This window comes from Gordonia jinhuaensis, assembly GCF_014639795.1.
GTDB classification, from domain to species: Bacteria; Actinomycetota; Actinomycetes; order Mycobacteriales; family Mycobacteriaceae; genus Gordonia_B; species Gordonia_B jinhuaensis.
Map to the genome: position 1 here is coordinate 88,263 of NZ_BMGC01000012.1, position 11,928 is coordinate 100,190.

General features: G+C 64.8%; 10 protein-coding genes, 5 tRNA genes and 1 pseudogene. 10 read left to right on the forward strand and 6 right to left on the reverse strand.

Annotation, left to right across the window (positions count from 1 at the left end; translation table 11 throughout):
- Positions 1 to 38 precede the first annotated feature (38 nt).
- From IEW22_RS10420 to IEW22_RS10430, 3 genes are all read right to left on the reverse strand, one after another.
- Positions 39 to 524, reverse strand: a complete 486-nt coding sequence (locus IEW22_RS10420) for a MarR family winged helix-turn-helix transcriptional regulator (protein WP_188586540.1) — start codon at positions 522 to 524, stop codon at positions 39 to 41.
- A gap of 96 nt (positions 525 to 620) precedes the next feature.
- A complete protein-coding gene (locus IEW22_RS10425; protein ID WP_188586541.1) occupies positions 621 to 785 on the reverse strand; it encodes a hypothetical protein in 165 nt (54 codons plus the stop codon).
- Between the two features lie 140 nt (positions 786 to 925).
- Positions 926 to 1,531, reverse strand: coding sequence for a TetR/AcrR family transcriptional regulator (locus tag IEW22_RS10430; protein WP_188586542.1), 606 nt, complete (start codon positions 1,529 to 1,531; stop codon positions 926 to 928).
- A gap of 89 nt (positions 1,532 to 1,620) precedes the next feature.
- On the opposite strand from IEW22_RS10430, the gene IEW22_RS10435 reads away from it, so the two are divergent.
- Positions 1,621 to 2,340: an SDR family oxidoreductase gene (locus tag IEW22_RS10435; protein WP_188586543.1), complete on the forward strand. Its 720-nt coding sequence runs from the start codon at positions 1,621 to 1,623 to the stop codon at positions 2,338 to 2,340.
- Between the two features lie 42 nt (positions 2,341 to 2,382).
- On the opposite strand, the gene IEW22_RS10440 is transcribed toward IEW22_RS10435, so the two are convergent.
- A tRNA-Lys gene (locus IEW22_RS10440) sits at positions 2,383 to 2,458 on the reverse strand.
- A 610-nt stretch (positions 2,459 to 3,068) separates the two neighbouring features.
- Here IEW22_RS10440 and IEW22_RS10445 point away from each other — a divergent pair.
- The 4 genes from IEW22_RS10445 to IEW22_RS10460 all read left to right on the forward strand — a co-directional run bounded on the left by IEW22_RS10445 (position 3,069) and on the right by IEW22_RS10460 (position 7,570).
- Positions 3,069 to 3,347 carry a hypothetical protein gene (locus tag IEW22_RS10445; RefSeq protein ID WP_188586544.1) on the forward strand — a complete coding sequence of 93 codons (279 nt, stop codon included), beginning with the start codon at positions 3,069 to 3,071 and terminating at the stop codon, positions 3,345 to 3,347.
- A gap of 73 nt (positions 3,348 to 3,420) precedes the next feature.
- Positions 3,421 to 4,884, forward strand: coding sequence for a hypothetical protein (locus IEW22_RS10450; RefSeq protein WP_229742438.1), 1,464 nt, complete (start codon positions 3,421 to 3,423; stop codon positions 4,882 to 4,884).
- Positions 4,885 to 4,976: 92 nt separating this feature from the next.
- Entirely contained in the window at positions 4,977 to 6,632 is a 1,656-nt protein-coding gene (locus tag IEW22_RS10455) for a BCCT family transporter (protein ID WP_188586545.1), read from the forward strand.
- A 119-nt stretch (positions 6,633 to 6,751) separates the two neighbouring features.
- Positions 6,752 to 7,570, forward strand: a complete 819-nt coding sequence (locus IEW22_RS10460; RefSeq protein ID WP_188586546.1) for a DUF1295 domain-containing protein — start codon at positions 6,752 to 6,754, stop codon at positions 7,568 to 7,570.
- 137 nt (positions 7,571 to 7,707) lie between these two features.
- Here the strand turns inward: IEW22_RS10460 and IEW22_RS10465 are convergent, their stop codons facing one another.
- Entirely contained in the window at positions 7,708 to 8,901 is a 1,194-nt protein-coding gene (locus IEW22_RS10465; RefSeq protein ID WP_229742441.1) for an acid phosphatase, read from the reverse strand.
- Positions 8,902 to 9,067: 166 nt separating this feature from the next.
- On the opposite strand from IEW22_RS10465, the gene IEW22_RS10470 reads away from it, so the two are divergent.
- From IEW22_RS10470 to IEW22_RS10485, 4 genes are all read left to right on the forward strand, one after another.
- Positions 9,068 to 9,141 (forward strand) — tRNA-Asp (locus IEW22_RS10470).
- A gap of 361 nt (positions 9,142 to 9,502) precedes the next feature.
- A tRNA-Glu gene (locus IEW22_RS10475) sits at positions 9,503 to 9,575 on the forward strand.
- 38 nt (positions 9,576 to 9,613) lie between these two features.
- A tRNA-Asp gene (locus tag IEW22_RS10480) sits at positions 9,614 to 9,687 on the forward strand.
- 32 nt (positions 9,688 to 9,719) lie between these two features.
- Positions 9,720 to 9,793: transfer RNA gene (locus IEW22_RS10485), tRNA-Phe, on the forward strand.
- Between the two features lie 109 nt (positions 9,794 to 9,902).
- On the opposite strand, the gene IEW22_RS10490 is transcribed toward IEW22_RS10485, so the two are convergent.
- Complete coding sequence (locus IEW22_RS10490) at positions 9,903 to 10,682, reverse strand: YoaK family protein (RefSeq protein ID WP_229742442.1); 780 nt, start codon at positions 10,680 to 10,682, stop codon at positions 9,903 to 9,905.
- Between the two features lie 233 nt (positions 10,683 to 10,915).
- On the opposite strand from IEW22_RS10490, the pseudogene IEW22_RS10495 reads away from it, so the two are divergent.
- Positions 10,916 to 11,818, forward strand: a pseudogene (locus IEW22_RS10495) (CaiB/BaiF CoA transferase family protein); the annotation flags it as partial.
- Positions 11,819 to 11,928: the final 110 nt, after the last annotated feature.

Consider the following 11,928-nt stretch of genomic DNA (forward strand, 5'->3'; position numbering starts at 1 on the left):
TGTGGTTGATGGATGAGAGTTCGGGTGGTCATGCGTGTCTACGTGCGGGCAACTGTCTTGTGCCGCAGGACATTCGTGAGACGGTTGAGTGCATCGCGAAGCTCTTCGAGCTCATCGACGGTGAACTCATCGCCGTCGTGCGACGGTTCGGCGTCGAGCGGTGTGTCGGCCGTGATGGCTGCCGCCACCACGCAACCGGCGCGCATCCGCATCTGCGCTCCGGACTCGGTGAGCGACACCAGAACCGAGCGCTCGTCCTCGGCCGAACGCGCGCGCTCGATCAGTCCGAGGGTCTGGAGACGCTTGAGAAGCGGGGACAGTGTCCCGGAATCCAGTGCGAGACGGTCACCAATCTGGCTGACCGTCACGTCACCGTCGGCCTCCCACAGCACGAGCATGACCAGATACTGCGGATAGGTGAGCCCGAGTTCCTGCAGCCCGGGACGTTCGGCGGCCGTGATCGCTCGCGAGGCCGAATACAGGGCGAAGCACAGGTGCTCGTCGAGGCTGGGTGGTGTGCTCACAGAAAAGACGGTATCGCACAATCAGATTGTGCACAACCTAATTGTGCGAAACTCAGTGTCTCGTAGCGTTGAGGGACGGTGACCGGGGAGATGCGATCAGGCGGCGTCGTCGGCACTGATGCCGGCGCCCGGGCGCAGTTCTTCCGGATAAGGGGGACGCGCGTGATCCTCGGCGTTGTAGGTGCAGCCGGGGCCGTAGGTGTGGGGGCCGCTGCACTGGTCGGGGACCGGCGTGGGTCGTCCCCAGATGTAATTGCTCATGGGTTGTGCTCCGCATCGTCCGGTGGAGCCCGACGCCCACGGTGGTGCCGGATTGCCTGGTGGGAAGTATTCCTGTCCATTGGGTCAGTTGGCGACCTGACGAAACGGGCATCACCGGACATAAGGTGGTGAGAGACGGGTCACAACCGCCGATCTGCCGGAATGTGCGCCGGATCGACCAGATCGCGCAGGACCGCCAGATCGGTCTCATCCAGTGCGCGATCCGTGGCGAGGATGCGGCACCAGATGGTGCCGAACACGAGGTCGGCAATCAGGTCGTCGGACATCTGCTCGGGGGCGTCACCGCGAGCGCGGGCACGCGCGACGATCTCGGTGAGCGCCGCGCGGCGCTTGTCCAGGAATCCGTCCCGGAAGCGCAGTGCGAACTGCGGGTCGAATTGCGACTCGGCCATCAGGCTGCGGAGAGCCGGGGTCACGCCGGGGATGGCGAGGAGGGTGAACGAATCGCGGAGGAACTCGTCGAGTTCGTCCCGATAGGCCCCGCGGTCGGCCACCGACACTCGCAACTGCGCCTTGGTGGCGAGTGCCTCCAACAGGACATCGGCCTTGGTCGGCCACCAGCGGTAGACGGTCTGCTTACCCACGCCGGCGCGTGCAGCGATCCCTTCGATGGTCAGGTTCCGATATCCCTCGTCACGGGTCAGTTCGAAGGCTGCGGTCAGGATCGCCATTCGCGAGTGCTCGCTGCGTTTGGGGCCGCGTCTGACCGGATCGGATGTCGGCATGTGCCCAGACTAACAAAGCGAGACGCGACGGACCGCTTTTCGGCTATGGTGAATAACGAACCGTCACGTCTCGCGAAAGAGGTGGAGTCATGCCCACAACCCTGGTCATTGGTGGTAGCTCCGGAATCGGACTGGCGGCCGCCGTCCGGCTCAGTACGCTCGGCGACATCGTTCATGTCGCCGGTCGCGATCCGCGCCGGCTCGCTGATGCGGTCGGCACGCATCCGGCGTTGCTACCTCACGAACTCGACGCGGGTGATGCCGACGCAGTGGCCGCGCTCGTGGCGGATCTCGTCGAGGAGTACGGCAGCCTCGACCGGCTGATCGTGACGCTCAGCGGGAACGAGGGCGTGGGTGCGCTCGCCGAGCTCGACCTCAGTACCTTGCGTGCGGCCTTCGAGGAGAAGTTCTGGCCGACCCTCGCCGCTGTCCAGGTGGTGGCCCCGCACCTGGCTCCCGGTGGGTCGATCACCCTGGTCGGTGCCGTCACCGCTCGCGTGGGAATGCCCGGAACTGCCGGCCCCGGATCACTCAACGCCGCCGTCGAAGGTCTCGTCCAGCCGCTGGCCGCCGAGCTCGCACCGATCCGTGTCAACGCGGTCTCGCCCGGTTACGTTGACACCCCGTGGTGGGACATGGTCCCTCAGGATGACAGGAATGTGCTGTTCGGTGAGATCGCCGAGACGTTGCCCACCAAGCACATCGCCACTGCCGACGATGTCGCCGAGGTGATCGTCCTGCTGGCCACCAACCCCAATCGCACCGGAACAGTTGTCGAATCCGATGGCGGTGCACACCTGACGGCATGAGGCCGCGCGTGGTGAATCGATCGGGCGCACTACTGGGCCCGCTGGTGCCCCCTCTCGGGCTCGAACCGAGGACCTGCGGATTAAAAGTCCGTAGCTCTACCAACTGAGCTAAAGGGGCCGATCGCCGTGACTCTCATCAGGGCACGGGAAAGCTTACAAGGTGATGTGATCATCCGGGGAGGTGGTCCCTCGTCGCCTGTAGCGGCGATCGGAGCGGATGTGATGCGCCCAAGGAATTCAGCCAATCCTCGACGCAATGAGTGATCGGATCGACCACGAGTATCCGGCGTAGGTGACGCCGGTGATGCTCCGCGACGCTCGGCGCCTGTGCCGCGGCGATACCCGTGGTGCCCCAGAACAACGCGGCCATTGCGACTGCGCCGGCGCCACAAGCCTCGGATCTGCCGTGCATGTGCGGGACCAGGTCCGCCACGAGACAGCCGCAATGGTGTCGAAAGCCTTGTCGTGCAGACTATCTCGCCGATATCGGAGGTGCCGGTGCCAGTGCGGGTGCCAGTGCGGGTGGGCACGCATCACGCGCAGAGCGTTGCGCGCCGGGTGGTCTGTGCAGCGCCTTGGCCCGAGCGTCTGCGTCGGCGAGCCCACGGATTGAGGTAGTGCGCTACGCGTTTCCCTCGGCCACGCACGTGGCGGAATGGGTGTCACGGCACCGATCGATGACGCCCGGCACCGCACTCCCACCAGTCTCGCCAACCAGGGATCTCACCATGTTCATTGCAGTCATCGCGATCATCATGTCGTTCATCGTGGTCGGAGCACTCGTCAACCCCTACGTCGCCGACTTCGACGGGCAAGACATCCGCGCGGCCCGTCGCCGACGAGTGCGCCGCGAGCGTCGTGCGATGCGTCGCGACCGCCGGGCGGCCCGACGTGACGCGCGCCTGCTGCGCGCGATCGAGGAGCCCACCTCTCCAGTCACCGCGGGTCGGTGGAGCGGGATGCTCGCCAGCAGCCGGATCGCGTTCGCGCGGATGCGTTGGCCGTAGTGCCGCCCGGATCCCCACTGGACTCCCTGCCACCTTCCAAGGACTTCACAGACTCGGTGGTCACACTCTCGGCATGACCCTCACGAGTGCGTCACCGACCGCGCATGCCGACCATCACGCATATGCCGTTCGACCAGGTGGCAGTCGAGCTGTGCGGTGGAGTGTGATCGCCCTCATCGTGGTCGCAGCGATCGCAATTCGATTGCCGTTCTTGCATTTCCAGACTCTGGACTACCAGAAGTTCCTCAGCCGCTGGTACGACACGCTCGATCAGGGTGGGTTCTCGGCGCTCAAGCACAAATTCGCCGATTACAACTATCCCTACCTCTACCTGATATGGGTACTGACCGCATTGCACATCCCGTCGCTGATCGGGATCAAGGCGATCTCGATCGTCTTCGATGTCGTCCTGGGGTTTTTCGCCTATCGCATAGCGGCGCTCAGGACGCAGAACTTCTGGATCCGTGCCCTGGCGTTCGCACTCGTGGTGCTGTTGCCGTCGGTCGTGGCCAACAGTGCCTACTGGGGGCAGGCCGATGCGATCTATTCGGCCTTCGCGCTGGGCGGCGTGTATTTCCTGATGCGACCGAACCCGTTGTCGGACGGTCTCTCCCGATCGGACGCTTGGTGGGCGTGCGTGTTCTTCGGCTTGGCAGTGAGTTTCAAGTTGCAGGCGGTGTTCATCTTCCCTGTGCTGATCTGGTTGGTGCTCCGGCGCTACCTGCCGTGGTACTCGCTGATCGCGATCCCAGTGGTCTATCTGCTCGCCGACATCCCCGCACTGGCGGTCGGTGCACCAGTGAAGACAGTGCTCTCGGTGTATCTGGACCAAGCCGATTCCAACAAGTCACTCACGCTGGGAGCAGCAAATCTCTACCAGCTCATCCCGATCTCCGGTGATGTCACATGGCTGGCTCACGCGGGTATCGCGGCCGCGGCCCTGGTGATCATCGCGTTCCTGGCGTGGTCGTGGTTCGCGCGGCCGGGGGTGACCGCGACGTCGATCCTGGTGGTCACGACTGCTGCTGCGGTGATCGTGCCGTTCCTGCTGCCGAACATGCACGACCGATACTTCTACATGGCCGAGGTGCTGACGGTCGTCATGGCTTTCTACCTGCCCATGCGCTACTGGATCATGCCGATTCTCGTGCAGGCTGCCGCCATCGGCGTCTATCACTCGTCGCTGACCGGTGATCAGGGACGCGGCTTCGGGGGTATGAACGGGGGTGGCCCCGGGACAATGGGGCAGAACGGACCCGGCACCCCGCCGACAGGCCAGACCACCGGAGCAGCTGGCCAATCTGCCAACGGTCAACACGACTTTCGCGGTGGTGGCCCCGGCTCCGGGAGTCCCGAGCAGCGCGGCTTCACCGCTGACCACCGACAGGGCGGATTCGGTGGCGGCGGTCGACGGGCAGGGTCGGCGTACTCGTCCGGACGCGGCGACACCGCGCTGACGGTGTATGCCAGCTTCATGGCGGCAGCGGCGCTGGGAATGATCGCGACCGTGGTGCAGACCTGTCGCCGGCGCACGTGACCAGGCACTTAGCTGACCGAATTGTGGCTATTGCCAGCCCAGTTCGACGGCTCCGGTTGTATCGATGCGCCCACTCTTGATTGAGTGGGGGTATGTCATCTGAGGCGAGCACCCCCGGCAGAGCCCATGAAACACGGAGATTCGACTTCGTGGTGTTCGGCGTCACCGGTGGTCTCGTCATCGCCTTCGTCATCTGGGGGCTCGTCGACAAGGAAAACCTGAACTCTGTCACCGCCGACGTCCTGAAGTGGATCACCGACAACATGGGGTGGCTGTTTCTGATCGCGGCCACCGGGTTCGTGCTCTTCGCGATCTATCTGGCGTTCAGCAAATACGGGCGGATACCCCTGGGACGCGACGGCGAGGCTCCCGAATACCGCACCGTCAGTTGGATCGCGATGATGTTCAGCGCGGGTATGGGAATCGGGCTCATGTTCTACGGTGCCAGTGAGCCGCTCGCGCACTACGTGACCGCACCGCCGGGGACCAGTGCACACGACGTCTCGATTGCGATGGCCACCACCATGTTCCACTGGGGCCTGCACCCGTGGGCCATGTATGCGGTTGTCGGCCTTGCCATCGCCTACAGCACCTACCGCCGGGGGCGCAGCCAGCTCCTCAGCGCGGTGTTCGCCCCGTTGCTCGGGCATCGGGCAAACGGGCTGGGCGGCAAGGTCATCGACATCCTGGCGATTTTCGCGACGCTGTTCGGCACTGTCGCCTCGCTCGGTCTGGGTGCTGCTCAGATCGGTTCGGGGTTCGAAGAGGTCGGCTGGGTGTCGAGCACGGGCAAACTGCTGCTCGTCGCGATCATCGCGGTGCTGACCGCAGCGTTCGTCGCGTCGGCGGTGTCGGGCGTCGCCAAGGGCATCCAGTGGCTGTCGAACATCAACATGGTGTTGGCGCTGGTGTTGGCCGTGTTCGTGTTCGTGGTCGGCCCGACTGTGTTCATCCTCAACGTACTGCCCACCACCATGGGCTCCTACGCGTTCGACATCACCTGGTTCTCGTCGCGCTCGTCGGCCACCGTCGACGCCTCCGGTCAGAAGTGGCTGGCCACCTGGACGATCTTCTACTGGGCATGGTGGGTGTCGTGGACACCGTTCGTCGGGATGTTCCTGGCCAAGATCAGCCGCGGGCGCACGATCCGCGAATTCGTGATCGGCGTGATGCTGGTGCCCACCTCGGTGTCGGTGGTCTGGTTCTGCGTCTTCGGTGGCACTGCCATCAATCAGGAGATGCATGGGAAGAACCTGTCCGGTAGCACCGACGAGGAATCCCAGCTGTTCGACATGCTGGGCAACCTGCCGTGGACCGGAATCGCGTCGGTGCTGGTGATGCTTCTCGTTGCCATCTTCTTCGTCTCCGGCGCCGACTCCGCCTCGCTCGTGATGGGAACGCTCTCGCAGCGGGGGGCCGACGAGCCGTCCAAATCGGTGACGGTCTTCTGGGGTGTGCTCACCGGCGGTGTCGCCGCGCTGTTGCTGTGGGCCAGCGGCAACGACGCGCTCAACGGCATCAAGACGATGGCGATCATCGCCGCGTTGCCGTTCGTGGTGGTCATGATCGTCATGTGTGTGGCGCTCTACAAGGATCTCCGACACGACCCGTTGATCCTGGCGCGCCACCGATACGTCACCCGTGTGCGCGACAAGGTGCGCGCCGAGGCCGGCGAACTCGCCGACTCGACACCGACGGACGGATCGCCGGTTGCGAGTTCCACGGCAGGCGAGACCTCGACCACCTGAGGCCAGGGCCGGGTCTGAATCGGCGCGCTGATTCGACCCACAGCCGATTCGACACCGCGGAGGCGACTCGGGGTGGCCCATCTGGCTCGTGACCGGGTGATGACGCATATCTTTGACCCATGTCGCCGATCTGGGTCGTGGTCATCGTCGCCGCTGCTGTCTCGTCACTGTGCTGGATCGCCTCGCTGGTCACCGGCGACACCTCGTGGGTGGACCGGATCTGGTCGGTGGTCCCGGTGGTCTACATGTGGATCTTCGCCGGCGCAGCGGGTTTCGATGACATGCGGCTGATGGTGATGGCGGTGCTCACCACGTTGTGGGGGATCAGGCTGACCTTCAACTTCGCCCGACGCGGGGGATACACGGGCACCGAGGACTACCGGTGGGCCATTCTGCGCGAGAGGATGTCGAGCTGGCAGTTCGCGGCGTTCAACCTGTTGTTCATCGTGATCTATCAAAACCTGCTGCTGGTGCTCATCGCGCTGCCCGGCTACAGCGCCTTCGAACACCAGGGTGGGTTCGGCGTCGCCGACGTGGTGATCGCGGTCCTGTTCCTGTGTGCGCTGGTCGGGGAGACGGTCGCCGATCAGCAGCAGTGGGATTTCCACGCGTGGAAGAATGCCGAGACCGCGGCCGGCCGCACTCCCTCTCCTCGGTTCAACACCCGGGGACTGTTCCGCTTCTCGCGTCACCCGAACTACTTCTTCGAGATTGCCCAGTGGTGGTTGATCTTCGCCTTCGGTGCGGTGGCGGCCGGGTCGCTGTGGCAGTGGACGATCATCGGCGCGGTGCTGCTGACGGTCCTGTTCATCGGGTCCACCGTGCTCACCGAGTCGGTCACCCTGTCGAAATACCCCGAATACGCCGAGTACCAGCGTTCCACCTCGCCGATCGTGCCGTGGTTCCCGCGCCGTCCGCAGCAGCGGCTGGCGCACTGAACCGAGTCGTCACGGGGCCGGTGTTCTGAGTCGGGCGGTCACGCAGACGCAGAAGCGAATCCCCATCGGCTGTGCAGCCGATGGGGATTCGCGCTCACATGTCGAGCATGGCAGGGCTCGTGTTCAGCGGTACGCCGTCACACGTGCGCGTGGCCGGCCTTGTCGATGGTCACGTGTGCGGTCAGCGCGGCGACCAGATCGATCCGTCCCCAGCCGCCGTCGGCGCCTGCCTTGTCGAGCGGGTATCCGGCGGGCAGAGCGGTCTGCTGCAGGATCTCCAGACGCTGTGCATCGGTGAGGTGCGGGAAGGCCGCACGCAGCAGCACTGCCGATTCGGCCGGGATGGTGCTCGCGGTCTTGGGTGCGATCCGCGGGAACCCGTAGGTCAGCCGTGACGTGAAGACCGCCGCGTCGGCTGCCACCGCGTCGCCGAGTCCGTCAGCCTTGATCGACGCTGCGATCGATCGGTGGGTCTGCTTCTCCAGGACCGTGCGCAACTGAACGCCCGCTTCGTCCACGAGACGGTTGAATGCGGGATCCGCCAGGCGGTCGGCGGCGATCGCCTGGCCCATCATGCGTCCGCCGATCACATCGAGCGGGTAGTGGACGCCGAGCACGATGCGGGCATTGCCGATGTCGGAGGAACGGGTGAGGATCTGCGGACCGAGTTCGGGCAGCCAGTCGGCCAGCAGCAGACCCTTCCAGTACGCCTGAGTGGTGTGACCCGACGGATAGGACGGGTCGCGGGTCACCTGATAGGTGTTGCCCCCGGGTCGGTCGTAGTGGTGGAAACGGTTGGGCGCCACGATGAACGGGCGGGGGTTGTTGAAGTACAGCTTCTCGATCGCGGTGGTGCCCAACGGCAGCGACGTACGTGCGGCGTCACCCTTGAGCAACGCGGTGACCTTGGGGAGCTTTCCCTCGTTCCAGGCGGTGCGGAATGCCGCGCCCAGCGTGGGGCCGAGTGCATAGCTCAGTGAGATGGCGCGATCGTCGTAGTTGATGGCGATCGCATCGGCCTGCTGAGCCTTGGTGGCGGCGTTGTTGATCTTCGCGGCGGTGTCGAGATTCTGGGCGATGATCTCCGGGTGCGCCGAGCGCAGGGTGGTGAACCCGTCGACGATCGTGAGATAGCTGCCGCGCGACGGCGCGTCAGACGGAAACGGTCCGAGAAGCTCAGCTGTGGTGAATCCCGACGACGCGGTGTGGGCGGCGGCGGGCGTGGCCGGGGCCGGGGCAGCGTCGGCGACCGGCGCCGAGGCAAGGCCCAGGACGACAGCTGTTGTTGCGGTGAACAGGGCCGTCATCGGCCGCACAGTGGTGATTCGCACGAACCGAAACCCTATCCCGGTGCGCGTGACCAATTGGTGAACGATGGATGACGAGGTGTGGAACGCGGTTCCCTCTGCGCTGTGACCAGGGGATTTGGCGGTTTCCGGGCGGCGTGATCTAGGCTGTAGCGCGCCCGCCGGAATGACGATCGGCGAGCGCAAGCAAGGCCCTGTGGCGCAGTTGGTTAGCGCGCCGCCCTGTCACGGCGGAGGTCGCGGGTTCAAGTCCCGTCAGGGTCGCTCAGAATCATCTGGTCGACAGTCGGTGAAGCGTTGCCGATCATCTCTGCACCCGACCAGGTGGCCCGTCGGCGAAGCCGCCCAGGTGCTCAGTTGGTACGAGTGTCCGCCTGAGATGCGGAAGGTCCCCGGCTCGATTTTCCCTGCAGATTCGATGTGTCCCGCAGATGCCAGAGCGTCGGGATTCGGCGTCATCATCGGATTCGGTGGTATTGCCGAGGTCGTCGAGCCACAGTCGGTGTGCAGTAGCGGGCGTGCCGCCCGAGGCCTGGCCGCAATCCGGGGAAATCGGCTCGACCAGGCGATTTGTGATTGGTGTGGACCGTGTCCTAAGCTAAGTCGGCTCCCGAACGGAGAACCGGCCCCCTTCGTCTAGCGGCCTAGGACGCCGCCCTTTCAAGGCGGTAGCGCGGGTTCGAATCCCGTAGGGGGTACGCCTGGGCCCTCTTCGGGGGTGCAGATAACAGAACAAGGCCCTGTGGCGCAGTTGGTTAGCGCGCCGCCCTGTCACGGCGGAGGTCGCGGGTTCAAGTCCCGTCAGGGTCGCCTGAGGTCTCGGTGTTTCACCGGTACCTTCCGGCCAGGTAGCTCAGTTGGTACGAGCGTCCGCCTGAAAAGCGGAAGGTCGTCGGTTCGATCCCGACTCTGGCCACCGTGAAAGCCACCCCGCAAGGGGTGGCTTTCGTCGTTGTACGGGTGCTGTCCGGGCGTCCCCCGGGGCCCGGTCGAGTAGGGCCGTCGAATAGGACGTCGAACAGGGCTCAGTGCACGTCCTGCGTGATGAACCTCGGATGGTCGAGCTTCCAGGTCCCCACTGCGACGAGGCTGGCGAAGCCCGCGAGTGCAAGCAATGAGCTGTGTGTGTCGAGTGCGGTGAAGATGGTGCCGCCGATGCCGGCGCCGAGGAGGAATCCGGCGTAGGTGGTCAGATGTGGCAGCCACGCCCAGCGCTTCACCTTCGCCGCATGCATGGCGACGCCCTGACCGATCTTGACCAGGGTGCCGGTCATGTAGGACAGGGGCATCACCACCTCGCCGCGACGGCTGATGGAGGTGTTCAGTGCACCGAGACCGAAGGCCAGACACAGCACCGGTATCGCGCCGATCGCATGTCCCTCGTCAACGAGGATCACATCGCACAGCCAGGCGAGGATCGCAGCCCCCATCGTCATCAGCGTGGCACCGTGACGAGCCTTGCGCCACAGGCGAAGCCGCGCCAGCGAGGCGGCGATGACACCGGCTGTGAACACCGCGACTGTCGCCAGCGCACTCAGCGCCATCACATGCTGACCTTTGAAATGCTCGAGCACCAGGCGCTCGGAGTTTCCGGTCATGAAGGTCACGTACCAGCCGGAGGTGTAGAGCCACGCGGCAGCGCCGGTCGCCCCCGCGAGTGCGGCCAGTGTTGCCGCCAGGACCATCTCTCGCACGTCGTAGAACGGTCCGAGTGCGGGGTGTTTGTCGTTCAGATCGGTGGCATTCCACGTCATCGACTTCACCTGCCCCAACGTAGACATCACCATCGAGAAATCGGGGTTCATGTGATCAACGTGATGGCACCACGGAATACGTGAGCTTGAGCGTGCGGGAGGCAGATGTGCAGTGCCTGTGCTAACCGCACGGGACGATTTTTGCCACTCAGCGTCGGAAACCATAGCCCCTTCGGACCCCCGTGCAGACCGATTTCGGTCGGATCCCGCCATGTCCAGAACCAATCGGACCCATCGCCAGCGGGTATTGGACGGCCGCGGTGGATGCGGATGACGATCGATACATGCCCACCACAGACCGGAGTCCGTCCTCGTCACAGCCCTCGGGATATGACGGCGCCGGCCGGTTACCACTCGAAGGCGTGCGTGTGGTCGCACTCGAGCAGGCTGTCGCCGGGCCGTTGGCCACCCGACACCTTGCCGATCTGGGTGCGCGCGTGATCAAGCTCGAGCGACCTGGCGAGGGCGACTTCGCCCGCAACTACGACCGTGCCGTGCACGGTCTCGCGGCACATTTCGTGTGGCTCAACCGATCCAAGGAATCGGTCTGTGTCGACCTGAAGACGCCGGCGGGCCGCGAGTTCGCTGCTGCACTGATCGGCTCCGCAGATGTGTTCATCCAGAATGCCGCACCGGGCGTGGTCGACAGGCTCGGCCTCGACGCCGAGACCCTGCGTGCCGAGAACCCTTCGCTGATCGTGGTGAACATCAGTGGCTACGGGACATCAGGTCCTCGGCGCGACCGTAAGGCCTACGACATGCTCGTATAGGCCGAGTCCGGGATGATCTCGGTGACCGGCACCCCGGATACACCCACGAAGACGGGCGTCCCCAACGCCGACATCGCCGCGGCGCTGTACTCGGCGATGTCGATCCTCTCCGCACTGTTCCGACGTGAGCGGACCGGGGCGGGTGCCACCGTCGACGTGTCGATGTTCGACTCGGCGGTGGAGTGGATGGGCTATGCCATGTACACGCAGATGTACGCCGGTACTCAGGTCGCGCGGATGGGGCTCGGCCACGCGTCGATCACCCCGTATGACGCCTATCCCACCTCCGACGGCAGCATCCTGATCGGGGTGCAAAACGATCGCGGGTGGCAATCCCTGGTGACCGACGTGTTCGGCGATCCCGAGCAGGCGACGAACCCGGATTTCCTCACCAATGAACAGCGTGTGCGCAATCGGGAGGCGTGGGGCCTGGTGCACGGATAGGTGACAGGGTTAGTCACGCGGCCTGAGGGGCCTCGTGGTTGATGATGGTCTCGAATTCAATGGGGGTCAATCTGCCGAGGCGG

Coding starts and splice junctions, on each gene's coding strand:
- IEW22_RS10425 (WP_188586541.1), bottom strand. CDS start 785: ATGAGCAATTACATCTGGGGACGACCCACGCCGGTCCCCGACCAGTGC.
- IEW22_RS10430 (WP_188586542.1), bottom strand. CDS start 1,531: ATGCCGACATCCGATCCGGTCAGACGCGGCCCCAAACGCAGCGAGCAC.
- IEW22_RS10435 (WP_188586543.1), top strand. CDS start 1,621: ATGCCCACAACCCTGGTCATTGGTGGTAGCTCCGGAATCGGACTGGCG.
- IEW22_RS10445 (WP_188586544.1), top strand. CDS start 3,069: ATGTTCATTGCAGTCATCGCGATCATCATGTCGTTCATCGTGGTCGGA.
- IEW22_RS10450 (WP_229742438.1), top strand. CDS start 3,421: ATGACCCTCACGAGTGCGTCACCGACCGCGCATGCCGACCATCACGCA.
- IEW22_RS10455 (WP_188586545.1), top strand. CDS start 4,977: ATGTCATCTGAGGCGAGCACCCCCGGCAGAGCCCATGAAACACGGAGA.
- IEW22_RS10460 (WP_188586546.1), top strand. CDS start 6,752: ATGTCGCCGATCTGGGTCGTGGTCATCGTCGCCGCTGCTGTCTCGTCA.
- IEW22_RS10490 (WP_229742442.1), bottom strand. CDS start 10,682: ATGAACCCCGATTTCTCGATGGTGATGTCTACGTTGGGGCAGGTGAAG.